General features: G+C 69.3%; 21 protein-coding genes. 10 read left to right on the top strand and 11 right to left on the bottom strand.

The features are described from left to right. The first annotated feature begins 55 nt into the window (after window positions 1-55). From ACO227_RS19290 to ACO227_RS19300, 3 genes are read left to right on the top strand one after another with little or no spacing between them, the layout of a single operon-like run. Window positions 56-778 carry a response regulator gene (locus tag ACO227_RS19290; RefSeq protein ID WP_423604142.1) on the top strand — a complete coding sequence of 241 codons (723 nt, stop codon included), beginning with the start codon at window positions 56-58 and terminating at the stop codon, window positions 776-778. 5 nt (window positions 779-783) lie between these two features. Next, window positions 784-2,148 (top strand): sensor histidine kinase, encoded by a 1,365-nt coding sequence (locus ACO227_RS19295; protein WP_423604144.1) that lies wholly within the window; start codon window positions 784-786, stop codon window positions 2,146-2,148. Window positions 2,149-2,167: 19 nt separating this feature from the next. Continuing rightward, window positions 2,168-2,767 carry a hypothetical protein gene (locus ACO227_RS19300; protein WP_423604146.1) on the top strand — a complete coding sequence of 200 codons (600 nt, stop codon included), beginning with the start codon at window positions 2,168-2,170 and terminating at the stop codon, window positions 2,765-2,767. 214 nt (window positions 2,768-2,981) lie between these two features. Here the strand turns inward: ACO227_RS19300 and ndk are convergent, their stop codons facing one another. The 3 genes from ndk to ACO227_RS19315 all read right to left on the bottom strand — a co-directional run bounded on the left by ndk (window position 2,982) and on the right by ACO227_RS19315 (window position 5,675). Then, window positions 2,982-3,404, bottom strand: coding sequence for a nucleoside-diphosphate kinase (gene ndk, locus ACO227_RS19305; RefSeq protein WP_423604148.1), 423 nt, complete (start codon window positions 3,402-3,404; stop codon window positions 2,982-2,984). Between the two features lie 352 nt (window positions 3,405-3,756). Continuing rightward, entirely contained in the window at window positions 3,757-4,197 is a 441-nt protein-coding gene (locus ACO227_RS19310) for a DNA polymerase III subunit chi (RefSeq protein ID WP_423604149.1), read from the bottom strand. A 2-nt stretch (window positions 4,198-4,199) separates the two neighbouring features. Then, on the bottom strand, window positions 4,200-5,675 hold the full coding sequence (locus ACO227_RS19315) for a leucyl aminopeptidase (RefSeq protein ID WP_423604151.1): 1,476 nt from the start codon (window positions 5,673-5,675) through the stop codon (window positions 4,200-4,202). Between the two features lie 158 nt (window positions 5,676-5,833). On the opposite strand from ACO227_RS19315, the gene ACO227_RS19320 reads away from it, so the two are divergent. From ACO227_RS19320 to rsmA, 4 genes are all read left to right on the top strand, one after another. Beyond that, entirely contained in the window at window positions 5,834-8,086 is a 2,253-nt protein-coding gene (locus tag ACO227_RS19320; RefSeq protein ID WP_423604153.1) for an LPS-assembly protein LptD, read from the top strand. A gap of 115 nt (window positions 8,087-8,201) precedes the next feature. Continuing rightward, the gene (locus tag ACO227_RS19325) at window positions 8,202-9,512 is read left to right on the top strand and encodes a peptidylprolyl isomerase (protein ID WP_423604154.1); all 1,311 of its coding nucleotides are present in this window, start codon (window positions 8,202-8,204) and stop codon (window positions 9,510-9,512) included. Between the two features lie 36 nt (window positions 9,513-9,548). Further along, on the top strand, window positions 9,549-10,520 hold the full coding sequence (gene pdxA / locus ACO227_RS19330) for a 4-hydroxythreonine-4-phosphate dehydrogenase PdxA (RefSeq protein ID WP_423607406.1): 972 nt from the start codon (window positions 9,549-9,551) through the stop codon (window positions 10,518-10,520). Beyond that, window positions 10,517-11,335: a 16S rRNA (adenine(1518)-N(6)/adenine(1519)-N(6))-dimethyltransferase RsmA gene (gene rsmA, locus ACO227_RS19335; protein ID WP_423604156.1), complete on the top strand. Its 819-nt coding sequence runs from the start codon at window positions 10,517-10,519 to the stop codon at window positions 11,333-11,335. The genes pdxA and rsmA overlap by 4 nt, the downstream gene beginning before the upstream one ends. Here the strand turns inward: rsmA and ACO227_RS19340 are convergent. Then, on the bottom strand, window positions 11,332-11,847 hold the full coding sequence (locus ACO227_RS19340; protein WP_423604157.1) for a tetratricopeptide repeat protein: 516 nt from the start codon (window positions 11,845-11,847) through the stop codon (window positions 11,332-11,334). The two genes, rsmA and ACO227_RS19340, sit on opposite strands and share 4 nt — an antisense overlap. A gap of 32 nt (window positions 11,848-11,879) precedes the next feature. Continuing rightward, complete coding sequence (locus ACO227_RS19345; RefSeq protein WP_423604159.1) at window positions 11,880-13,061, bottom strand: RsmB/NOP family class I SAM-dependent RNA methyltransferase; 1,182 nt, start codon at window positions 13,059-13,061, stop codon at window positions 11,880-11,882. A 137-nt stretch (window positions 13,062-13,198) separates the two neighbouring features. Between ACO227_RS19345 and ACO227_RS19350 the strand changes: the two genes are divergently transcribed. Then, window positions 13,199-14,371, top strand: coding sequence for a low temperature requirement protein A (locus ACO227_RS19350; RefSeq protein WP_423604160.1), 1,173 nt, complete (start codon window positions 13,199-13,201; stop codon window positions 14,369-14,371). On the opposite strand, the gene ACO227_RS19355 is transcribed toward ACO227_RS19350, so the two are convergent. The 3 genes from ACO227_RS19355 to ACO227_RS19365 form a co-directional block, all read right to left on the bottom strand. Continuing rightward, window positions 14,349-15,140, bottom strand: coding sequence for a hypothetical protein (locus ACO227_RS19355; protein ID WP_423604162.1), 792 nt, complete (start codon window positions 15,138-15,140; stop codon window positions 14,349-14,351). The two genes, ACO227_RS19350 and ACO227_RS19355, sit on opposite strands and share 23 nt — an antisense overlap. A 90-nt stretch (window positions 15,141-15,230) precedes the next feature. Beyond that, window positions 15,231-17,846: a PAS domain S-box protein gene (locus ACO227_RS19360; protein WP_423604164.1), complete on the bottom strand. Its 2,616-nt coding sequence runs from the start codon at window positions 17,844-17,846 to the stop codon at window positions 15,231-15,233. 105 nt (window positions 17,847-17,951) lie between these two features. After that, window positions 17,952-18,845 (bottom strand): LysR family transcriptional regulator, encoded by an 894-nt coding sequence (locus tag ACO227_RS19365; RefSeq protein ID WP_423604165.1) that lies wholly within the window; start codon window positions 18,843-18,845, stop codon window positions 17,952-17,954. A 99-nt stretch (window positions 18,846-18,944) separates the two neighbouring features. Between ACO227_RS19365 and ACO227_RS19370 the strand changes: the two genes are divergently transcribed. Together ACO227_RS19370 and ACO227_RS19375 are read left to right on the top strand one after the other, a co-directional pair. Then, window positions 18,945-19,979 (top strand): aldo/keto reductase, encoded by a 1,035-nt coding sequence (locus ACO227_RS19370; protein ID WP_423604167.1) that lies wholly within the window; start codon window positions 18,945-18,947, stop codon window positions 19,977-19,979. A gap of 118 nt (window positions 19,980-20,097) precedes the next feature. Next, window positions 20,098-21,276, top strand: coding sequence for an MFS transporter (locus tag ACO227_RS19375; protein ID WP_423604168.1), 1,179 nt, complete (start codon window positions 20,098-20,100; stop codon window positions 21,274-21,276). 4 nt (window positions 21,277-21,280) lie between these two features. On the opposite strand, the gene ACO227_RS19380 is transcribed toward ACO227_RS19375, so the two are convergent. The 3 genes from ACO227_RS19380 to ACO227_RS19390 all read right to left on the bottom strand — a co-directional run bounded on the left by ACO227_RS19380 (window position 21,281) and on the right by ACO227_RS19390 (window position 24,420). After that, entirely contained in the window at window positions 21,281-21,955 is a 675-nt protein-coding gene (locus ACO227_RS19380; RefSeq protein ID WP_423604170.1) for a DUF4197 domain-containing protein, read from the bottom strand. 89 nt (window positions 21,956-22,044) lie between these two features. Then, complete coding sequence (guaB, locus tag ACO227_RS19385) at window positions 22,045-23,502, bottom strand: IMP dehydrogenase (protein ID WP_423604171.1); 1,458 nt, start codon at window positions 23,500-23,502, stop codon at window positions 22,045-22,047. A 75-nt stretch (window positions 23,503-23,577) separates the two neighbouring features. Beyond that, window positions 23,578-24,420, bottom strand: a complete 843-nt coding sequence (locus ACO227_RS19390) for a hypothetical protein (RefSeq protein ID WP_423604173.1) — start codon at window positions 24,418-24,420, stop codon at window positions 23,578-23,580. Window positions 24,421-24,525 lie beyond the last annotated feature (105 nt).

The raw sequence follows: 24,525 nt of genomic DNA on the forward strand, positions 1-24,525 counted from the left end.
TTCGGCAAGGGCACGGGGTCTTCCGGCTGGCGGTGAATCTGCTACGCCAGCGGAGATGACTGCAGAGACCCCGCACTTGCTGCTCGTCGATGACGAGCGCTCGATCCGAGAACCGCTGGCCCAGTATCTCACCAAGCAGAATTTTCGCGTGACCCAGGTCGGCGATGCCGAGGCGGCGCGCGCGCGGCTGTCGGCCTATGCCATCGACTTGGTGGTGCTCGACATCATGATGCCGGGCGAAGATGGCCTCAGCCTCTGCCGTCACATCCGTGCGACCAGCGAGACGCCGGTGATCCTGCTCACCGCCAAGAGCGAGGAGACCGACCGCATCGTCGGACTCGAGATGGGCGCCGACGACTATGTCGTGAAACCCTTCTCCCCGCGCGAGCTCGCCGCGCGGATCAAGGTCGTGCTGCGCCGCATGCAGGTGGGCGGCACGCGCCAGCATGCGCCCGAGAGCGGCAGCTACGCCTTTTCGGGCTGGGTGCTGAAGACCGGCGAGCGCGCGCTGGTCGACCGCGACGGCGTCTCGGTGCCGCTCTCGACCGGCGAGTATAACCTGCTGCTCGCGCTGGTGATGCGGCCGCGCGCGGTGCTGACCCGCGACCAGCTGCTCGACCTGACGCAAGGGCGCGAGGCGGCGGCGTTCGACCGTGCGATCGACAACCAGGTCAGCCGCCTGCGCAAGAAGATCGAGCCCGATCCCAAGAACCCGACTCTCATCAAGACCGTGTGGGGCGGCGGCTACACGCTGGCGAGCGACGTCACCAAATTGTGAACGTGATGCGGCGCCTCGTCCCCCGCAGCCTTACCGGCCAGATCGCGCTGCTCGTCGCGGTCGCGTTGTTCGTCGCGCAGGCGATCAACTTCGCACTGCTGCTGCGCGAGCGCCGCGCCTATCGTTTCAGCCAGGTCACAGCGCCGGCGATCACTCGCGTGGTCGACGCCGCCGAGCGGCTGCGCGACGGCCGTTTCCGCGACCCGCCGGGGGATGGGCGCGAACGCGCGAGAGGGCGCCTGCGGCTGCGGCCGGCCAACCCGATCGAGCCCGGGCTGGAACCGCGCCTCGACGTCGAGGAGGGCATCCGCCAGGCGATGCGCGAAGCGAACCTGCCCGTCGGCCGGATCGTGACCGGCCTCAGGCCGATTTCGGCCACCGATCCGCGCTTCGCCCGAATGAACGCGTTGCGCGCCGAGCGGATGAAGCGCATGGGGGCCGAGCTCAGCGTCGCCGTCGAGATTCCCGGCAAGGGCTGGTTGACGATGACCACCGGCTGGCCGCGCACCGAACGCTCGCTGATCTGGCAGCTGATCGCTCAGACGCTGATCCTCTATGCCGTGGTGCTGATCCCGGTGCTGTGGATCGGTCATCGCGTCGCGCGCCCGCTGCGCAAGCTCGCCGCCGCGGCGCGCGACTTCAACCCCGCCGACCCTGGCGAGCCGGTCGAGGAACGCGGCCCGGGCGACGTGCGCGCGGTGATCGCCGCCTACAATACGCTGAGCCGCCGCGTCACCGCGATGCTTGACGAGAAGGACCAGATGCTCGGTGCGATCGGGCACGACCTGCGCACGCCCTTGGCCGCACTGCGCGTGCGGATCGAGTCGGTCGAGGACGACGAGGACCGCGAGCGCATGGCGGACACGATCGACGAGATGAACCGCACGCTCGAGGACATCTTGAGCCTCGCGCGGCTCGGCCGGCCGAGCGAGCCGCCGACCGAGACCGACCTGTCGGCACTGATCGACGCGGTGGTCGACGATTTTCGCGACCTCGGCCATCCGGTCGAATATCGGGACGGCCAGCGGCTGATCGTGCACCTGCGCCCCGCGCTGATGCGCCGCGCGGTGCGCAACCTGATCGAGAACGCCGTCAAATATGGCGGCGGCGGCGAGGTGCTGCTGTCCTCCGACAAGCACGCCGTACGGATCGAGGTCGCCGATCGCGGCCCCGGCATCCCGCCCGACCAACTCGCTGCGGTGTTCGATCCCTTCACCCGGCTCGACCCCTCGCGCAACCGCACCACTGGCGGCGTCGGCCTCGGCCTCACCCTCGCCCGCGCGATCGTGCGCGAGGCGGGTGGCGACATCGCGCTTGCCAATCGCGAGGACGGCGGGCTCTCCGCGACGATCACCTTGCCGAGGCGGTGACTCCCGGTAGATATCGGGCATGAGCGAGACTCCAGCAGAGAAAGCCGAAGCCCGCGCGATCCGCCGCCGCTGGCTGACCATCGGCGAGATCGTCGCGGTCGCGGGCGTGATCATCGCCGCCGTGTCGCTGTGGCTGAGCTGGGCCGACAAGCGCGACGAGGCGAGGCAGAAGGCGGCCGAGGCCAGCAAGGCGAAGGCCGCCGAGACCCGGCTCGACCTGCGCGCAAGCGTGAGCGGTGGGCGGCAGGTGACGCTGAGCGATCCCGCGCACGAGATACTCGACACCGCGGTCGCCTTCCCAAAGGCGCTGAACGTCGGGGCGCAGGCGCCGGTGCTGCCCCGGATCGAGGCCAGCTGGTTCGACGGCGCGGTGCTCGGCGCGACCGACAAGGGCGCGGACGAGCGCGAGGGGCGGCTGCCGGTGCTGGTGACGGTCAGCTATCGCGCGGGCGATGCGACCAAGCAGGATCGGGCGATCGTCGAGCTGGTGTGGCGCACCAGCGGCCGCATGCTCGCCGGCCGCGAGCTGCGCATCGAAGCGGCGCGCATCCGCGAGCGCGGCGGCGACCAGGCGCGGATCGATGTGCTGTGGGCGCAGGAACTGGCGCGGTTGGGGTAAAGTAGCGCGATACGTCTCGCCCCGTCATCCCGGCCTTGTGCCGGGATCCACGGTTCCTCACGCGCCGCGACAGAGCCGTCCGCGCATCGCCCGCCTCACGGTGGATCCCGGCACAAGGCCGGGATGACGATTGGGTGTGCGGCTCACAAAAAAAAGAAAGGCCCCTCCAGCATGGGAGGGGCCTTTGCTTGTCGCTGGGGCCGAAGCCCGGAAATCAGCCGACGATCTCTTCCGGCTTGAAGAAGTACGCGATCTCGATCGCCGCATTCTCGTCCGAGTCCGAACCATGGACCGAGTTCGCCTCGATCGATTCGGCCAGCTCCTTGCGGATCGTGCCGGGCTCGGCATTGGCGGGGTTGGTCGCGCCCATGATGTCGCGGTTGCGCTGCACGGCGTTCTCGCCCTCGAGCACCTGCACCACCACCGGGCCCGAGATCATGAACTGGACCAGGTCGTTGAAGAACGGACGCTCCTTGTGGACCGCGTAGAAGCCCTCGGCCTGCTCGCGGGTCATCTGGATGCGCTTGGACGCGACGACGCGAAGGCCCGCCTCCTCCAGCATCTTGGTGACCGCGCCGGTCAGGTTGCGGCGGGTGGCGTCGGGCTTGATGATCGAAAAGGTCCGGTTCGCGGCCATGGCCGTGCGGCTCCTGTCATTGGGGGGTTGGGATTGCGCGGGCGTCTAGTCGGGTGGCGAAGCGGTGGCAAGGGGCGGTCGTCAGAATGGCTTTGATCGCTTACGACCCCATTGCCGCTCCGCTTGCAATGTTGGAATTCATTTGCTTGCATTGTCCGGCCGCACGGCATCGCTCTTTGATTTCGTTGATCCGCGCCGCGGAACGGCACTGCCGAACACGCACGGGCAGAGGGGGACGAAGTTGACAGAATGAACCGCGTTCCGCGTAATTTCGTCAACTTCCCGCCGGTGCCGGCGGCACTTTCAGATGCCCACCCGTCCCGAGTCCCGCTATCGACGGCGCTTGTCTCGGCTAAGCCGCCTGCCCCCAGCGACCGTTCTCGTCCTGCTTCCAGTAGCGCCGCTCGACGCTATCGCGGTCGGCCAGCCCTTTCCACGCCGCTCGCGCCTCGGCGATCTTGTCGCCGTCGAAGAAGTGGAACGCCCGGTCGAACTCGAGCGCCGCGTCGCGCCACTCGCCGTCGATCAGCGCGACGAAGCGCGCCCCGTTGGCCGGCGCCACCTCGCCCGCGATCAGTATCGGTTGGACACTGTCGTCCCCCGCCCCCGCCTGCGCGTGCGGCAGGAAGCTCTCGACCTGCCAGGTCCAGAGCGAGCCGTCGATCCGCCGCCGCTGGTGCTCGTCGGCCGAGACGATCAGCAGCCGCTGGCCGCTCTCCACCACCTTCACCGCGATGCCGGGAAGCGCGCGCTCCAGCGGCGTCACGGTGAGGTGGTAGAAATCGACCTGCAAGGTCAGCGCTCGAAATTGTCGCGGACGAAGCGGTCGAGCAGCTTGACGCCATAGCCGGTCGCGCCCTTGTCATAGGTGTTGCCGGGCTTGTCCGCCCACACCATGCCGGCGATGTCGAGATGCGCCCAGCGCACGCCGTCGTCGATGAAACGCTGCAGGAACTGCGCCGCGGTGATCGACCCGGCGCCGCGCGGGCCGACATTCTTCATGTCCGCGATCGGGCTGTCGATCAGCTTGTTGTACGCCTCGCCCAGCGGGAAGCGCCACAGCAGGTCGCCGGTCGCGCGGCCCGCGGCGAGCAGTTCGTTCGCAAGCCCGTCGTCATTCGCGAACAGGCCACCATGCTCGGACCCCAAGCTGATGATCATCGCGCCGGTCAGCGTCGCAAGATCGACGATCGTCTTGGGGTTATGCGTCTTCTGCACCCAGGTGAGCGCATCGCACAGCACCAGCCGGCCCTCGGCGTCGGTGTTGATCACCTCGATCGTCTGGCCGGACATCGAGGTGACGATGTCGCCCGGGCGCTGGGCGTTGCCGTCGGGCATGTTCTCGACCAGCCCGCACACGCCGATGACGTTGGCCTTGGCCTTGCGCGTGGCGAGCGCCTTCATCGCGCCCGCGACGGCGCCGGCGCCGCCCATGTCCCACTTCATGTCCTCCATGCCCGCGGCCGGCTTGATCGAGATGCCGCCGGTGTCGAAGGTCACGCCCTTGCCGACAAAGGCGACGTCGACATCGCCTTCGCCGCGTCCATTCCAGCGCATCGCCAGCAGCCGCGCCTCGCGCACCGAGCCCTGCGCCACGCCGAGCAGCGCGCCCATGCCGAGCTTCTCCATCGCCGCGCGGTCGAGCACCTCGATCTCGACGCCGAGCTCGGCGAGGTGACGGCAGCGCTCGACGAAGCTCTCGGGATAGACGATGTTGGGCGGATCGGAGACAAGGCCGCGGGTCAGGTCGAGCCCGGCGGTCACGGCTTCCTGCTGCGTCCAGGCCGCCTCGCTGCCCTCGGGCGCGCCGGCCAGAACGATCTCGTCGAGCGTCGGCTTCTGCTTGTCGGTGAGACGGGTGCGATAGACGTCGTGGCGCCAGCCGCGCTGCACCGACGCCGCAGCCAGCCGCGCCACCGCGCGTGCGGCGGGCGCCCCGCCGAGGCTCGCGAAATCGATCGCGATCGAGGTGACGCCCGAGGTGAGGAAGCGCCCGGTCAGCGCGCCGCCGGCACGCTCGTAATCCGCCTCGCCCCCCGCGCCGACGCCGAGCAGCAGCAGGCGGTTCGCGCCCTCCCCGCCCGGCACGAAGATCTCGACGATCGAACCCGCCTCGCCGTCGAACCGCCCGGCCTTGGCCGCGCCGCGCGCCAGCGCCAGCGTGGCGTCGTCGAGCGTGCCGGCCGGCATGCGATCGAGCCCGTCCTTCTCGACCGGCAGAGCGATCACGGCCGCATCGGCGGGCCGGGTGGCGGAGAATGTTACGCGCATGAAGCTTCCTGTTCCTGAGGGCTGGATGTCGTGATTTGAGGCCTCTCTAGGCCAGTGCAAGGCGAACGGCAAAGCCCGGCGATTGCGAAGCCGGGCGCGCGATGCGATAGGGCGGAAGGCGGCTGCTGCAGCGGCGTGTTTAAGGGGTTGGTTCGGACGTGACGCGCAAGGCTCTGCTTCTCGCCGGGATTTTGCCGCTCGCGCTTTGTCTCGCGCCCGCCGCCACCGCCGCGCAGAATCTGCAGGACCGCCCGACCGAACCGCCGCCCCCGTCCGAAGAGCCGCTGCCCGACGATCCCGACCAGATCCAGTTCTCCGCCGACCTCGCCGAATATGATTCGGAGGGCGACATCGTCACCGTCAGCGGCGATGTGCGCCTGTTCCGCGAGGGCAACCGGCTGCGCGCCGACAAGGTGGTTTGGAACCGCAAGACCGGCCAGGTGCTCGCCACCGGCAACATCGCGGTGACCAATCCCGAGGGCGACACCGCTTATGGGGACCGCATCGAGCTGACCGATTCGCTGAAGGACGGCGCGATCGAGAACATGCTCGTCGTGCTCGAGCAGGGCGGCCGCCTCGCCGCCGAGCGCGGCACGCGCGACGCCAATGGCGTGATCAGCGTGGAGCGCGCCGCCTATACGCCCTGCGCGGTGGTCGATTCGAACAACTGCCCCAAGGAGCCGTCGTGGAAGATCACGGCGGTGCGCGTGGTCTACGACCCGGCCAAGCAGCGCATCCGCTACAAGGGCGCGCGCGTCTCGCTGTTCGGCTTCGCGACGCTGCCGCTGCCGGTCTTCTCGCATTCGGTCGGCGCGGGCAATGCGAGCGGTCTGCTCGCCCCCGAGATCCGTTACGACGCGGTCAACGGCTTCGAGTTCGCCCAGCCCTATTATGTCAGCCTCGGGCCGAACAGCGACTTCACGATCACGCCGCGCATCTTCACCGGCGCGCTGCCGATGCTGCAGGGCGAGTATCGCCTGCTCACGTCGAACGGCGCGTTCCGCGTCACCGGCTACGGCACCTACAGCCGGCGCAGCGACGACTTCGTCTCGCCCACGCCGGACGTGTCGAGCGAGAACGCCTTTCGCGGCTATCTCGACGCCACCGGGCGCTTCCAGCTCGATCCCTATTGGAGCGTCAGCGGATCGATGCGGATCGCCAGCGACCGCACGTTCCTGCGCCGCTACGACATCTCGAGCGACGACCGGCTGCGCAACAATGCCCGCATCGAACGAATCGACCGCAACTCGATGCTCACGATCAACGCCTGGGCGGTGCAGACGCTGCGACCGACCGAGAGCCAGGGCCTCCAGCCGATCGCGCTGCCCGAGATCGACTATCGCCTGCGCTTCGGCCAGGGGTTGCTCGAGGGCGGGCGGTTCGAGCTCCAGGTCAACAGCCTCGCGATCGGTCGCGCGAGCGGGCAGGACACGCAGCGCGCCTTCGCCTCGCTGCGTTACGACCTGCGCAAGCTCACCGCCTGGGGACAGGAGATCACGCTGACCGCCTATGGCCGCGGCGACCTCTACAACACCACCGATACCGCGGCGACCAGCCAGATCAGCTATCGCGGGCTCGAGGGGTTCCGCGGCCGCGCGATCGGGGCGCTCGCGATCGACATGAAATGGCCGCTGATCGGCGAGGCGTTCGGCGGCGTGCAGCGCATCACCCCGCGCTTCCAGGTCGTTGCGGCGCCGCGGCTCGAGAATTTCGACGTGCCCAACGAGGACGCGCGCGCGGTCGATCTCGAGGATTCGAACCTGTTCGCGCTCAACCGCTTCCCTGGCTACGACCGGTTCGAGGATTCGACGCGCTTCACCTTCGGGCTCGACTATGCGCTGTACCTGCCCGGCCTCTCGGTGGAGGCGAATATCGGCCAGAGCTACCGCCTCGATTCGCGCCCGACGATCTTGCCCGACGGCACCGGGCTGACCGACCGCCTCTCCGACATCGTCGGGCGGACGGTGGTGCGCTACAAGGACTTCCTGTCGTTCACCCACCGCTACCGGCTCGACAAGGACAATTTCGCGATCCGCCGCAACGAGATCGACGCGACGGTGGGCTCGCGCGACACCTTCGCCACGCTTGGCTATCTGCGGCTCAACCGCAATGTCGGCTTCGCGCTCGAGGATCTGCAGGACCGCGAGGAAGCGCGGATCGGCGCGCGGGTGAAGGTCGCGCGCTTCTGGTCGGTGTTCGGCTCGGCGGTGATCGACCTGACCGACCGCGAGGAGGACCCGACCTCGCTCTCCGACGGGTTCGAGCCGGTGCGGCATCGCTTGGGCTTCGAATATGAGGACGATTGCCTCCGTCTCGGCCTCACCTGGAAGCGCGATTACCAGACCACCGGTGATGCGCGGCGCGGCAGCAGCTATCTGTTGACGCTGGCGCTCAAGAATTTGGGGCGCTAAGCCCCAGTTCAGGCACAATTGGCGAGTAAACGCCCCACGGCCCGCTGACGGGAACTGGTTTCAGGTACAGGTGAAGATGACTTTGAAAGTCGTAGGTTTCTGCCGTTCGGCGGTTTTGCTTCTTGGTATCGCGGGCAGCGCGGCGATCGCCGCGCAGACGGTGAGCGACGACCAGGTGCCCTCGAGCGCCGCCAATCTCGATCTGCCCGAGAATCTCCAGATCTTCGGCAAGGTCGATCCCAACGTGCGCAAGCCGACCGCGATCGTGAACGGCTATGTCATCACGCGCACCGATGTCGACCAGCGCTTCAACCTGTTCGTCGCGCTCAACCAGCTCAAGCTGTCGCCCGAGGAGCAGGACCGGCTTCGGCTGCAGGTGCTGCGCCTGCTGACCGACGAGACGATCCAGATCCAGGAAGCCAAAGCGAACGAGATCACGATCCCCGCCGACCAGATCGACCGCAGCTTCGCGTCGATCTCCAGCCGCTACCAGCGCACCCCCGAGCAGATGCGCGCCTGGCTGCGCGAGATCGGCTCGTCGGAGCGTTCGTTCAAGCGCCAGATCGAAGGCGAACTCGCCTGGCAGCGCGTCATCCAGCGCAAGATCGGCGCCTTCATCAATGTCGGCACCGAAGAGGTCCAGGCGATCATCCAGCGGCTCGAGGAAGCCAAGGGCACCGAGGAATTCCACCTCCGCGAAATCTACCTCTCGGCCACCCCGGAGACGTCGGGCGAGAAGTTCAGCGCCATGCAGCAGATGATCCAGCAGATGCAGCAGGGCCGTCCGTTCGAGTATTTCGCGCGCTTCTCCGAGGCGACGACGGCTGCGCAGGGCGGCGATCTCGGCTGGGTACGCGCCGCGATGCTCCCCGCCGCACTCGCCCAGGCGGCGCAGCAGATGCAGGTCGGCCAGGTCGCTGGCCCGATCGAGGTGCCGGGCGGCTTCTCGGTGCTCTATCTCGTCGATAAGCGCCAGGTGCTGACCGCCGATCCGCGCGACGCCAAGCTCAGCCTGCGCCAGCTGACCGTCAAGTTCCCCGCGGGCACCACCCAGGCGCAGGCGCAGGAGAAGGCCGCCGAATTCGCCAAGGTGCTGCAATCGACCGCGGGCTGCGGCGCGGTGAGCAAGGCGGCGGAGACGCTTGGCGCCGAAGTCGTCGACAATGATTCGGTGCGCGCCCGCGATCTGCCGCCGCAGCTGCAGGAGATCGTCCTCAAGCTCCAGGTCGGCCAGTCGACCCCGCCCTTCGGCACCCCGACCGAGGGCGTGCGTGCGCTGGTGCTATGCGGGCGCGACGATCCCAAGACCGCCGCCCTGCCCAGCGCCGACCAGATTCGCGAGGGTATCGAAGAACAGCGCACCAACCTTCGCGCCCAGCGCATGCTCCGCGACCTGCGCCGCGACGCGATCGTCGAGTATCGCTGAGCCGTGAGCGCGCCGGTTCGCCCGCTCGCAGTGGCGATGGGCGATCCTGCCGGGATCGGACCGGAGATCGTCGCCAAGGCCTGGCGTGATCGTGCCTTCCAGGCGCTCCCGCCTTTCTTCGCGGTAGGTGATCCGCGCGCGGTCGCGGCGGTGTGGGACGGTCCGATCATGCCCATCGGCAATCCCGACGAGACCCGCAGCGTGTTCGACACCGCCCTGCCGGTCCTCGTCGTCGCAGATGCAGAGGCAATCGTCCCGGGCCAGCCCGACGACGCCGGCGCGCGATGCGCGCTCGACAGCCTCGAGCTCGCCACGGGCCTCGCTCGCTCCGGCGCGGCGGGCGCGCTGGTCACCGGGCCGGTGTCCAAGGCGCAGCTCTACCGCATCGGCTTCACCCATCCCGGCCAGACCGAGTTCGTCGCCGAGCGCTGCGGCATCGCGCCCGAGAATACGGTGATGATGCTCGCCGGACCGACGCTGCGCGTGGTGCCGGTGACCACGCACATCGCGCTGGCCGAGGTACCGCAGGCGATCTCGACCGAGCTGATCGTGGCCAAGGCCCGCGTCACCGCGCGCAGCCTGGCGCGCAACTTCGCGATCGAATCGCCGCGGCTCGCCTTTGCCGGCCTCAACCCGCATGCCGGCGAGAGCGGCGCGCTCGGGCGCGAGGAGATCGACGTGCTCGAGCCGGCGATCCGCCAGCTGCAGGACGAGGGAATCGACGCGGTCGGCCCGTTCGCCGCGGATACGATGTTCCACGCCCGCGCCCGCGCCGGCTACGACGCGGCGATCTGTCTCTATCACGACCAGGCGCTGGTGCCCTTGAAGACGCTGCACTTCGACGAGGGCGTCAACATGACCCTTGGCCTGCCGATCGTGCGCACCTCGCCCGATCACGGCACCGCCTTCGGCATCGCCGGGCACGACCAGGCCGAGCCGGGCGCCATGATCGCGGCGATCCGCATGGCTGGCCAAGCGGCGGAGAAACGGGCACTGGCGGAGGCGTGACCGCCCTTCCCCCGCTTCGTGAGGTCATCCGCAAACATGGGCTGAGCGCCAGCAAGGCGCTGGGGCAGAATTTCCTGTTCGATTCGCAGCTGCTCGACCGCATCGCGCGGGTGCCGGGCGACCTCGACGGGCGGGAAGTGTTCGAGGTCGGGCCCGGCCCCGGCGGCCTCACCCGCGCGCTGTTGCAGGCTGGCGCGAAGGTGACCGCGGTCGAGCGCGACCGGCGCTGCATCCCCGCGCTGGCGGAGCTCGGCGAGGCGTTTCCGGGCAGGCTCACGGTGATCGAGGGCGACGCGCTCGAGATCGACGCGCCGGTGCTGTTCGCGGGCAAGCCGCACATCGCCTCCAACCTGCCCTATAATGTCGGCACGGCGCTGACCGTCGGCTGGCTGTCGGCGGCGTGGCAGCCCTGGTGGGCGAGCCTTACGCTCATGTTCCAGAAGGAAGTCGCCGAACGGATCGTCGCGGCGCCGGGGACCGAGGCCTATGGCCGGCTCGCGGTGCTGGCGCAGTGGCGCAGCTCGGCCCGGATCGCGATGCCGGTGCACCGCTCGGCCTTCACCCCGCCGCCCAAGGTGATGTCCGCGGTGGTGCACATCGTGCCCGGCGCGGAGCCCGAGGGAGTCCGGCTCGCCGTGCTGGAGAAGCTGACCGCAGCGGCGTTCGGGCAGCGGCGCAAGATGCTGCGCCAGAGCCTCAAGGCGGTACCCGGCGCGGTCGAGGCGGCCGAGGGGATCGGGATCGATCCGACGCGGCGGGCCGAGACGGTCAGCGTCGACGAGTTCGTCGCGCTCGCCCGGACGCTCTCGGCCTAGTTCTTCTTCGTCTCGACCTTGGGCGGCGGCACGACCTGCGCGCTCGCGGTCGCCGTCGCCGGCGGGCCCTTGGCGATCACGGCGGCGAGCTGAGTCGCATCGGCGCAGTTCGCGCCGCACAGCGTCTTGAGCCGTGCGAGATTCTCCTTGGCACGCTCGACCGCGCCCTTCTGCACCATCGCCTCGCCCTGCCCGCGCAGCGCGGCGACGTCGTTGGGCTCGAGCGTCAGCGCCTCGCGGTAGAAGCGGATCGCCTTGCCCGGCAGCCCCTGCGCGCGCGCGACCTCGGCCAGCACCACATAGGCCTGGCGGTTGCGCGGATCGACCGCCAGCGCGCTCTCGATCAGGTCGTTGGCGCCGTCGAGATTGCCCGCCGCCTTCGCCGCCTTGCCCCGTTCGAGCAGCGCCACCGAGCGCGCGTCGATCTGGTCGTCGGCGCGCTGGCCGTAGAGCGAGGTCGACACGCTGAGCAGCGCGAGCGCTGCGGCGGCTGACACGAGGGTGATACGCATGACGGTCTCCGGACGTGGAATGCCCAGCGCTATCACGTGCGCACCAGCTTCGCGACAAAAAAGCCGTCGGTGGAGTGGGACAGCGGGGTGAGGCGCATCCCCGGTCCATGCGGGGTTCCGGCGGGAAGCGCAAGCGGCACGGCGGCCCAGCCCAGGTGGCGGGCCAGGAACGCCTCCGCCTGCCCCGCCCCCTCGGCGTCGAGCAGCGAGCAGACGATATGCACCAGCGCGCCGCCTGGCTTGACCAGCGCCGCCCCGACATCGAGCAGCCGCGCCTGCGTCTCGACGAGCTTGGCGAGGCGCGCCGGGGTGAGCCGCCAGCGCGCCTCGGGATTGCGGCGCCAGGTGCCGGTGCCCGAGCAAGGCGCGTCGATCAGCACGAGGTCGGCTGCGCCCGTCCAGTCGGCGAGCGGCTCGGCCTCGCGGCCGGGATCGAGCAGGCGGGTCTCGACGATCGTCGCCCCCGCCCGCTCGGCGCGCGGCATCAGGCGCGAGAGCCGTGCCCGGTCGGCATCGGTGGCGAGCAGCGCGCCGCGATCGTCCATCGCCGCGGCGAGCGCCAGCGTCTTGCCGCCTCCGCCCGCGCAGAGATCGACGACGCGCGCGCCGGGCTTTGCTCCCGCCGCAAGCGCGACGATCTGGCTGCCGGCGTCCTGCACCTCGATCCAGCCGTCGAGATAAGGCTGGCTTTTCTCGATCGGCGTATCGGGCGGCAGGCGCAGCGCCGCGGGCAGGCCCTCGACAGGCACCGCCTCGGGCAACGCCGCCCGGACTTGCCCGACCTCCGCCTTGAGCGTGTTGACGCGCAGGTCGAGCGAGGCGCGGCCGAGCAGCGCCGCCGCCTGATCCCCGCCGATCCCGGAGGCGGCGAGCGCGTCGACCAGCCAGGCCGGCGCGACCCCGGACTCGGCGGTGGGTTCGTCGCCGATCGGCGCGGGTCCGTAAGGCGAGCCGTCGAAGGTCGCCGCCAGGTCCGGGTCGCGCTTCGCCAGCGCCAGCATCGCCGCACGGCCGGACTCGGGGCGCTCGCCGCACAGCCGGATCGCGTCGTAGATCAGTCCGCGGATCGCGCGGCGGTCCTTGGAGCCGGCATAGCGGCGCGTGGCGAATCCGCGCTGGATCAGCACATCGCCCGACGCCCCGGCATCGCGCGCGGCGGCGACGATCTGGTCGAGCAGCTCGATCGCGGTCTGGGTGCGTGCGGCAGGAGTCACGGTTGACGCCCAGGTTGACGAAGTTGACACGTTGCGCGGGTGTTGACGGCGCGCATGCGGGGAAGCGAAGGGGCGGGTTCGAAACGGATCACCCGGACGGCAAAGCAGATGGGTTCCAACATTGGAAGGGGGCAGGAATGACGAGGCACGCAGCGATCCGGGCGATGGCCCCGCGCGACCCGCACGAGGCGCACCGCGTCGCGACGCCGCTCGAGCTGCTGTTCGACCTGGTCACGGTGATCGCGATCGCCGCCGCGGCCGCCGCGCTCCACCATGCGATCGCCGCCGATCATGCCGCCGAGGGGATCGTGGGCTATCTGCTCACCTTCTTCGCGATCTGGTGGGCGTGGATGAACTTCACCTGGTTCGCCTCGGCCTATGACAATGACGACGCGCTGACCCGCCTGCTGACGATGGTGATCATGGGCGGCGCGCTGCTCCTCGCGGCGGGCGCCGAGCGCTTCGCCGCGCATCTCGACTTCAGCCTGGTGGTGAGCGGCTACGCCGTGATGCGCGCCGGCATGATCGCGCTGTGGCTGCGCGCGGCGTGGAACGATCCGCCGCGGCGGGCCGGTGCGCTGCGCTATGCCGGCGGAATCGCGTTCGCCCAGCTCTACTGGCTCGGCCTTTACTTCCTCTCCACGCCGGAATCGCCGGCGCTCCTGCCGCTGATCCTGCTGGGCTGGGCGATCGAGCTCGCGGTCCCCGCCATCGCCGAGCGCGCGGCGGGGACGCCGTGGCATCGCCACCATATCGTCGAGCGCTACGGCCTGCTCACGATCATCGTGCTGGGCGAAGTGCTGCTCGCGGCGACGATAGCGCTCCAGAAGGCATGGGACGGCAGCTTCGACGTGCGGCTGGTGCATACCGCGCTGTCCGCGCTGGTCATCACCTTCGCGATGTGGTGGCTCTATTTCGCGCGCGAGGAGCAGCTTTCGACCAGCCGGCTGAGCCGCTCGCTGCAATGGGGCTATGGCCATTTGATCGTCTACGCCGCGGGCGCCGCCGTGGGAGCGGGCTTCGCCGTGCTGGTCGAAATCCTCACGGGTCATTCGAAGCTCGGCCTGCGCGCCGGCGATCTTGCGGTGGCGGTGCCGCTCGGCATCTATCTGTTCGGCCTGTGGCTGGTGCGCGACCGGTTCGAGCTCCGTGGCGCCGCACAATGGGTGCTGCCGCTCTTCGCCGCAGCGATCGTCGCCCTGCCCTTCGCCTTCCCCGCGCTGGAGGCGATCGCCGCGCTCGCCGTGGCGGCGGTCGCGGTGCGGGCCGCGCTCGCCGCGCGCAGCGTCAGGGCGGAGTCTGCCGCCTGATGCCGTAGTCGATCCGGATCCGCACCCATTCGCCATATTTGGGCTGGCCGCCGAGGCGCGGCGGGCGCACGCGAAACTGCCAGGCGGCGGCGAGCACGGCGCGCGCGATCTTCGAGCTCTCGGGATATTCGTCGAGCATCACGCAATCCTCGACCCGGAACTCGGGCACGGTGCGGCAGGCGATCAGCCCCCAGCCCGGCCCCTGCGCGGTGGAGAGATAACCGGAAAGCTCGCTGTCATAGGGTTCGCGATACCAGGCGGCGGCGTAGAGCGGCTCACCGCGCGGCCCCCTGCCCTCGACCCGCGGCGTGTCCCCCGGCAGGCTCGCGAGATTTGGCGGACCCGCCGCGGCACGGCGCGGCGCCGCGGGCGCGGCGCTGCGCGGAAGCGCGGCGAGGTCGGGCATGCGGCTCAGCGGGATGTCGAGCATCACCGGCGGGGATGGTTGCGGCTGCGGTTGCGGCACGGGCGGCTGCGCCACGGGATCGGGCGGCGCTTCCACAGGCTGGGCGCGCGGCTGCTTCGGTACGGCACTGGGCGCGGGCGTATCCTCGGTTTCGGCTTCCGGCTCAGGCTCGGGCGGTACCCCGAACACCGTCATGCCGGCATCCCCGTCTTTGCGGCCGACAAGGTCGGGCGCCAGGGTGAAGATCATCAGCACGACCAGAAGCTCGACCAGCAGCGCCAGCGCGATGCCCCGCGTGCGTATGCCGAAACGGCCGCGCAGGCGGTCCAGCGGAGACGGCGCGGAGGAATCCGGCTGTGACAATGAACCTCGGGACAAGACGCTGGGTGCCGGCGAGCGCATCTCGGTAGGATGGCTTTGCGACCAAAACATGTCGGTGCGCCGGAACCGGCGTCAGGAGAGCTCCATCACCGTCTCGGACACCGCGCGGCTGAGGTCGGCCTGGGTGAAGGGCTTGTTGAGCCGGGTCACGCGCGAGGCCGAATCCGCCGGAGTCTCGCCATAGCCGGTGGCGAGGATGACGGGCATGTCCGGCCGCAGCTCGCGTGCCGCGGCGATCAGCTGGCTGCCGGTCATCACCGGCATCGCCTGGTCGGTGATCAGCAGCGCGATGTCCTCCCGCTCGCGCAGCACCTCGAGCGCCTGCGCACCCGATTCCGCCTCGATCACCGTGTGACCGAGATCCTCGAGCAGCGCGGCGGTGTTCATCAGCACCAGCGGATCGTCGTCCACCGCGAGCACGAGCCGCGGCCGCCCGGGCACGAGCGCGGCATCGCTCGGGCGCACCGGCTCGTGCGCGCCATCTGCCCCGGCGGCGGGGAGCCAGATATGCGCGCGGGTGCCGCGGCCGGGCTCGCTCTCGATCTGGAGCATGCCGCCATTCTGCTTGGCGAAGCCGTGGATCATCGACAGGCCGAGCCCGGTACCCTTGCCCACGCCCTTGGTGGTGAAGAAGGGCTCGGTCGCGCGCGCCAGCGTCTCGGCGTCCATGCCGGTGCCCTGGTCGATCACGCTCAGCCGGACATAGCGGCCCGAGGACAGCTCGCCGACCGTGCCGATCACTTCCTGGTCGACCGCCTCGATCGCGATGCGCCCGCCGTCCGGCATCGCGTCGCGCGCATTCACCGCGAGGTTGAGCAGCGCCATCTCGAGCTGGTTGACGTCGGCGGAGACGGCGCTGAGGCCGGCCGGGAAGCTGATGTCGATCTGCCATGACGGACCGATCGTGCGCTGGAGCAATCCGCGCATGTCGGCGACCAGCGCCATCACGTCGATCCGCTCGGGCTTGAGCTCTTGCCGCCGTGCGAAGGCGAGCATGCGCTGGGTCAGCGCGGCGCCGCGCTCTGCCGCCTGGAGCGAATTGTCGATCAGGCGCGAGATCTGCGGATCCTCGGGCACGCGCTTCCTGAGCAAGGTCAGCCCGCTCATGATCGCCATCAGGAGGTTGTTGAAGTCGTGCGCGACGCCGCCGGTGAGCTGGCCGATCGCCTCGATCTTCTGCGACTGGAACAGCGCCTCGCGCGCCACCTCCAGTTCGCGCTGCGCTTCCTCGCGCTCGGTGATGTCGCGGGTGATCTTGGCGAAGCCGATCAGCTTGCCGTCGTCGTCATGGATCGCGTCGATGACGACGCTGGCGCGGAAGCGGCTGCCGTCCTTGCGCAAGCGCCAGCCCTCGGAGGAGAAGCGGCCATATTTGCGCGCGGTCTCCAGCGCGCGGTTCGGCTCGCCGCGTTCGCGATCCTCGTCGGGATAGAAATGGGAGAAATGCCGGCCGATGATCTCGTCGGGCGCATAGCCCTTGATCCGCTGCGCCCCCGTATTCCAGCTCGACACCACGCCGGTGGGATCGAGCATGTAGATGGCATAGTCGGTCACGCTCTGTACCAGCAGGCGGAACTGAGTCTGGCTCTGCGCGAGCGCGATCGAGCGCTCGATCGCACGATTTTCGAGATCCTCGTTGAGCTCGCGCAGCTGCGCCGCGGTGTCGCGCAGCTCGGCCTCCATGCCGGTGCGCTCGACATGTGCCCAGCTGCGCTCGGTCACCTCGCGGATCAGCGCCAACTCCTCCGGCGTCCATTGGTGCGGCTGCTTGTGATGCGCCGCCATCAACGCCGTCAGCCGCCCGTTCTTGACCAGCGGCAGGCACACCGTCGCGGCGATCCCGATCGCCTGGAAGGTCGCGGCCTCGTGCGGCGCGATCTCCTTGAGATTGTCGTTGATGACCAGCGGCTTGCCGGCGCGCAGGTTGCGCACCGCGAGCTCGCCGAAATCGGCGAGGCTGTAATGGCCGATGATCGAAGGCGAACCCTCGCGCGCCCAGTCGCCGCGGATCGTGAAGCCGTCCTGATCCTCGTCCATGTCGGCATAGGCGCAGTTCGACGCCCCGAGCGCCTCGGCGAGCATGCGCGTGGTGATCGACAGGATCTCCTGCGGATCGTTGCTGCGCGCCGTGCGCTTGCCCAGCTGGTCGAGGAAGCGCAGCCGCGCCTCGCTGTCGCGCAGCGCCTGCTCGGCCTTGACCGATTCGGTGGTCTCGATCACCACCGCGAGCACGCCCGCGGGATCGCCGTCGTCGTCATAGACCGGCGAATAATCGAGGTTCAGCGATACATCCTCGAAACGGCCGGTGCGGTTGAGTCGGAGCACATGGTTGCGATAGGCGAGCGTCTCGCCCGCCAGGCCGGCCTTCATCACATTCGCGTTGAAATCGGCGACCTCGGGCCAGGCCTCGAGAACCTTCTGCCCCAGGATCTGCGGATGGCGCTCGCCGGCGAAGACCGAATAGCTGTCATTGTAGAGCAGCACCCCGTCCTCGCCCCACAACATCACCAGCGGCACGGGACAATGGACCAGATAGGCGACGATCGCGCAGAGGCTTTGCGACCAGGATTCGATGGCGCCGACGCTGGTCGCGGCCCAGTCGAATTCGGCGATCCGCCGCCCCATCTCGCCGCCGCCGTCGAGAAACGCAGGCGTACAGCCCTCCCCCTTGCGCAACAGCTGCTCCACGCTTCTCCCTGCTCCGTTATGCGCGTCTTTGACGTTCGGCCTGCAACGCGCGAGCCTGACGAACGCTCCCTAGTAGCACTAGTCCGTTGAAAATAAACGAAGTCGCTAGCGGAGCCGCTCGGCGAGGAAATCGACGAAGACGCGCACGCGGGCCGGGGTGTTCGCGCCGCCGACGAACACGGCGTGGATCGCCTCGACATCGCCCGGGTTGAACTCCTCGAGCAAGGGGACGAGCCGGCCATCGGCGATCTCGTCGGCGACGCTGAACGCGCCGACCCGCGTGATGCCGACCCCGGCGGCGGCGAGCTGGCCCAACGTCTCGCCATTGTTCGCCTCGATGCTGCCGGTGACGCTCATCGCATAGTCGCTGGCGCCGTCGCAGAACGGCCAGATCGGCTCGGCCCGGCGAAAGTTGAAGTTGAGGCAATTGTGATCGTGCAGGTCGGCGGGCACACGCGGCGTGCCGCGGCGCGCGAGATAGCCGGGCGAAGCGACGATCACGCGGCGCGTCTCGCCGATCTTGCGTGCGGTGAGCCCGCTGTCGGCGAGCGGGCCGAAGCGGATCGCGACATCGGCCTGCCCGCCCGCGACATCGACGATCGCGTCGGTGAGGCTGATGTCGACCAGGATGTGCGGATAGGCGCGGACGAAGTCGCCGAGCAGCGGAACGATGCAGAGGCGCCCGTGCGAGAGCGCGGCGCTGACGCGCAGCCGTCCGCGAGGGGCCCCCTGGTCGGCGATCTGCTGCTCGGCATCGTCGAGATCGGTGAGGATGCGGCGGGCGGCGGCGAGATAGGCCTGCCCCTCGGCGGTGAGAGTAAGCGCGCGGGTGGTGCGCAGCAACAGGCGCACGCCGAGCCGCGCCTCGATCCGGTCGACGGTGCGGCTGACCGCCGAGGGCGTGAGGCCGAGTTGGCGGCCCGCGGCGGAGAAGCTGCCCTGCGCCGCGACCGCGGCGAAGATCTCGAGCGAGCGGGCGCGGTCGGCACCGCTTTCCATCTTTGCTTCCAATGCAAAAATCCTTCGCGTCTGGACAATCTACAAGGGTTGGTTGCCGCCATCCATCTGTGCGTCCAACGCCTATCAGGGAGTATCGTGATGGAATACCGGCAATTGGGCGCATCGGGACTGCGCGTGCCAGTGCTGAGCTTCGGCACCGCCACGTTCGGCGGCACGGGGCCGCTGTTCGGCGCATGGGGAACCAGCGATGCCGCGGAAGCGCGGCGGCTGATCGACATCTGCCTCGAGGCCGGGGTCAACCTGTTCGACACCGCCGACGTCTATTCGAACGGCGCATCGGAGGAAGTGCTGGGCGCGGCGATCAAGGGCCGGCGCGACCAGGTGCTGATCTCGACCAAGACCGGGCTACCGATGGGTGATGGGCCCGCCGATTGGGGCGCGTCGCGGTCGCGGCTGATCGCCGCAGTCGAGGCGTCGCTCCGGCGGCTCGGCACCGATCATATCGATCTCCTCCAGCTCCACGCTTTCGACGCGCACACTCCGGCCGAGGAGCTGCTGGCGACGCTCGACATGCTGATCGCGCAAGGCAAGCTGCGTTATGCCGGGGTCTCCAACTACCCCGGCTGGCAGCTGATGAAGGCGCTCGCCGCGGCGGATCGTCATGGCTGGCCGCGCTTCGTGGCGCACCAGGTCTATTATTCGCTGATTGGGCGCGCCTATGAGGCCGACCTGATGCCGCTGGCCGCCGATCAGGGCGTCGGCGCCCTGGTGTGGAGCCCGCTCGGCTGGGGGCGCCTGACCGGCAAGATCGGCCGCAACCGCCCTGTGCCCGAGGGCAGCCGGCTGCACGACACCGAGCAGTTTGCGCCGCCGGTGAGCGAGGAACACCTCTACAAGGTGATCGACGCGATCGAGGCGGTGGCCGAAGAGACCGGCAAGACCGTGCCGCAGGTCGCGATCAACTGGCTCCTGCAGCGCCCGACCGTGTCGTCGGTGATCATCGGCGCGCGCAACGAGGAACAGCTCAGGCAGAATCTCGGCGCGATCGGCTGGTCGCTGACGGCGGAGCAGGTCGCCGCGCTCGATACGGCGAGCGACGTGCTGCCGCCCTACCCCCACACCCCCTATCGGCAGCAGGAGGGCTTCGCCCGCCTCAACCCGGCAATCGTTTGACTGCGGCACCGGCCCGCTCCCCCACCCGGCCATCCATACGGCAGTATCATATGGGTGGCCGGGTGGGGACGGGCCGGTGCCGAACCCTCCAACAAGATTCTGATCCGGAAGAAAACCCATGAAGCTCAATCCCCCGTTGCTCGCGCTCGCCGCGGGCGCCTTCGGCATCGGCGTGACCGAATTCGCGCCGATGGGCCTGCTGCCGGTGATCGCGACCGATCTCGGCGTTTCGATCCCCGCCGCCGGGCTGCTGGTCAGCGCCTATGCGCTCGGCGTGCTGATCGGCGCGCCGCTGATGACGCTGACCACCGGGCGCGTGCCGCGGCGTATCTTGCTGATCGGCCTCGCCGCGATCTTCACGCTCGGCAACGTGCTGTCAGCGGTCGCCGACGGCTATGGCATGCTGCTCGCCGCACGGATCATCACGTCGCTCAACCACGGCGCCTTCTTCGGCGTCGGCTCGATCGTCGCCGCGAGCCTGGTGCCGCCCGAGCGCCGCGCCGCGGCGGTGGCGGCGATGTTCATGGGGCTGACGATCGCCAATGTCGTCGGCGTGCCGTTGGCGACCTGGGCGGGCGAGCATCTCGGCTGGCGCGCTTCCTTCTGGGGCATCGCCGGGCTCGGCGTGGTGACGATGGCGGCGCTGCGGCTGACGCTGCCGGCGATGCCCGCGCCCGAGGGCGGCAACATCGCCGACGAGCTGCGCGTGCTGGCGCGCGGCCCGGTGCTGGGCGCGCTGGGGCTCACCGTGATCGGGTCGAGCGCGATGTTCACGGTGTTCACCTATATCGCGCCGATCCTGCAGACGCAGACACACGCCTCGCTGGCGTTCGTCACCGCGATGCTGGTGACCTATGGCGTCGGCCTCACCGTCGGCAACTGGCTGGGCGGCAAGTTCGCCGACAAGTCGGTCGACCGCACGCTGATCGTGACGCTCGGCTCGCTCGCCGCGATCCTGGTCGCTTTTGCGGCGCTGATGCCGTTCCACGCGCCGGTGGCGGTGCTGGTGTTCCTGTGGGGCGTGGCGAGCTTCGCGCTGGTGCCGCCGCTGCAGGTGCGGGTGATGGCCGCCGCGCATGACGCACCCAACCTCGCCTCCTCGGTCAATATCGGCGCGTTCAACCTCGGCAACGCGATCGGCGCGGCGCTGGGCGGCGCGGTGATCGCGGGCGGGCTCGGCTATCCCGCGGTGGCGCTGGCGGGCGCGGCGACCTCGACGATCGGGCTCGCGATGGTGTTGTGGTCGCGGCGCGGCGCGCGCGTCGCGCGCAGCGCCCTCGCCGCCGGAACCTGCTGAACGGTCAGCCGCCGAGCAGCGCGATCAACACCGGATCGCGCGTCGCGCGCGGGTTGCGCCGGATCTCCGCCTCCTCGCGCCCGATCGCGAGGAAGATCGCGCGGCCCGCCTGCCGCGAAACGTCCCGGGCGAGTGCGCCGAGATCGAACCCCGACGCCGCCGCGACCGCAGCGGTCAGGATCTCGAACGCGTCGCCGCGCAGGCCATCGGCGAAATCGGGATACATCGCGTCGATCACCGCCCCCTCGGTCTCGCGCGCGAGCAGGTCGGTCGCCGCCGTCGGTCCGCCGCGCAGCACGGCGAGCGCGTCGGCAAAGGTCATGCGGCGGATCGCGTCGAGCACCACCGGGGTGGCCCGGTCGGCGGCATCGACGGCAAGATCGTTGAGTGCGATCGCGATGCGGCTGCGAACGGCATTGGTGCGCAGCACCGCGGCGAGCACCGCGCCGGACCGGTCGTCGGGGCGCTCGGGCATGCTCAGCCGGGTGAGCTGGTCGTCATAGAAGCCGCCGGGTCGGATCAGCCGGTCGAAGGCGCGCTGGCTCGACAGCGTGAGGAGACGGCGGACACCCTCCTCGACCGTATAGCTGCCAGGGCCGGCCATGCAGCCCGCCACCGCGACGAGCGGAAGCATCGCCATCCCGGCAAGCAGGCTCCTGCGGTTCATCGGCTCGATCATCGCGCATCTCCTCTACCCGCGCCAACGCGCGGAGCGGGATGCGGTGCCGCGACTGACCCTGCGCTGAACCGCCCGAAGCCGGACGCCGCTCAGCGCGTCGGGTAGTTCGGCGCCTCGCGGGTGATCGTCACGTCGTGGACATGGCTCTCGCGCAGCCCCGCATTGGTGATGCGGACGAAGCGGCCCTTCTGCTGCAGCTCGGGGATCGTCGCCGCGCCGGTATAGCCCATCGCCGCCTTGATTCCGCCGACGAGCTGGTGGATCACGTCCTTGGCCGGGCCCTTGAACGCCACCTGTCCCTCGATCCCCTCGGGGACGAGCTTGAGCTGATCCTTGATGTCGCCCTGGAAATAGCGGTCGGCCGAGCCGCGGCCCATCGCGCCCACGCTGCCCATGCCGCGATACGATTTGTAGGCGCGCCCCTGGTAGAGGAACGTCTCGCCCGGTGCCTCTTCGGTCCCCGCGAGCAGCGAACCGACCATGCAGGTCGAGGCGCCCGCGGCCAGCGCCTTGGCGAGGTCGCCCGAGGTGCGCAGGCCGCCATCGGCGATCACCGGCACGCCCGACTTCGCCGCTTCGTTGGCGCTGTCCATCACCGCGGTGAGCTGCGGCACGCCGACGCCCGCGACGACGCGCGTGGTGCAGATCGACCCCGGGCCGATGCCGACCTTCACCCCGTCCGCGCCCGCACCGATCAGCGCCTTGGTCGCCTCGCCCGTCGCGACGTTACCGGCGACGACCTGCACGCGGTTGGAAAGCTTCTTCACCCGCTCGACGGCGCGCGCGACGTCCTTGTTGTGGCCGTGCGCGGTGTCGATCACGATCAGGTCGACCTCGGCATCGACCAGCGCCTCGGTGCGCTCGAAGCCCTTGTCGCCGACCGTGGTGGCCGCGGCGACGCACAAGCGGCCAGCGCCGTCCTTGGTGGCTTCGGGATAGTTCACCGCCTTCTCGATATCCTTGACCGTGATCAAGCCGATGCAGCGATAGGCATCGTCGACCACCAGCAATTTCTCGATGCGGCGCTGATGGAGCAGGCGGCGGGCCTCGTCCTGCCCGACGCCCGCGGCGACGGTGGCGAGGTTTTCGTGAGTCATCAGCTCGCTGACCGGCTGGTTCGGGTTCTCGGCGAAGCGCACGTCGCGGTTGGTGAGGATGCCGACGAGCTTGCCGCTCTCCTCGGTGATCGGGATGCCGCTGATCTTGTGGCGCGCCATCAGCGCCTGCGCCTCGGCCAGCGTGCCCGACGCGCGCATCGTGATCGGGTTGACCACCATGCCGCTCTCGAAGCGCTTGACCGCGCGCACCGCCTCGACCTGCTCCTCGACCGTGAGGTTGCGGTGGAGCACGCCGATGCCGCCCAATTGCGCCATGACGATCGCCATGTCCGCCTCGGTCACCGTGTCCATCGCCGAGGAAAGGATCGGGATATTGAGCGCGAGGTCGCGCGTCACATGGGTGCGGGTGTCCGCCATGCTCGGCAGCACCTCGGACTCGCCCGGGTAGAGAAGGACGTCGTCGAAGGTGAGGCCGAGAGGGATATCCATGAGAGCGCCAATGTCCTGAGTCGGAAGTTGGCGGCCCATGTAACCGTGGATACCGGCGTGCGCTAGGGGGAGGGCTCAGAAGGAGAAGGAGGCGAGGAAGAGCAGCCCGCTTTGCGCCGTTTCCTTGTAGCGGATCTCGGTCTCGCCGACGGGGAGCGGTTGATCCTGCAGCACCCCGTCGCCAAGGACCCGGGTGTTCGGATCGACCACATAACCGATGCCGAAATTGAAGCTCTGCGTCGTCTCCGGATTCTTGCGGAAGCCGATCATAAACCCCATCCCGATCGCCTCGATGACGTTCTCGTCGCCCGGCTGCAATGCGACGAAAGGGCCGATGCCCCAGCTGGCGGGCGCGCGGCTCTTCACCCGCCCGTTCTCGATGGTGCATTCGTTTCGCCCCAAGCCGTTGATCCCGAAGACCCGGCCACACGGCGTAAAGAAATAATGGGATTCCAGCATGATGCGGGCGCGCCCGTTATTCTCGTCCTTGACGCGGACGATCCCGTTCGGATCGAGCATCGCCTCGCCGATCCGATCGCGCGAGCCGAGATCGGCGGTGAACGACACACCGACACCGAACTCGATGCCGCCGAACTTCTGCTTCCCGTCCTCTTTCTTCTCCTCGGGTTTCTTGCCTTCGGACTTGTCATCGTCTTTCTTCTCGGGCGGCTCCGCCCTCGCGTTCTTCTCCTCCTGCGCTGCTGCGGCGGCGAGCGTGTCCGGCGTCGCGCCCTTGTCGAGCGCCGCGATCTCCGCAACGAGGCTCGCCTGCCGACGCAGCAGCTCCGCTCGCTTGGCCACGCGCCACTGTTCGGCAAGCCTGCCCGCCTCGCTCGGCGCGGCGGTTTGCGCAAGCGCCGGAGCCGCGGTCACGATCAGAGCCGCCCCGGCCAGCGCCGTTAACGCCGAATATCGCATTCCCCATCCCCCGCTTCGCGTCGGGATGATCGGACCGGAACGGATCGGGTTCAAACCTTGTCCGGTCCGTAACGATATCGAATCCGCTGTTTTCTGATCGATTTC

Origin of the sequence: Sphingomonas sp. MS122 (assembly GCF_049532975.1) — a bacterium.
Lineage (GTDB): Bacteria > Pseudomonadota > Alphaproteobacteria > Sphingomonadales > Sphingomonadaceae > Sphingomonas.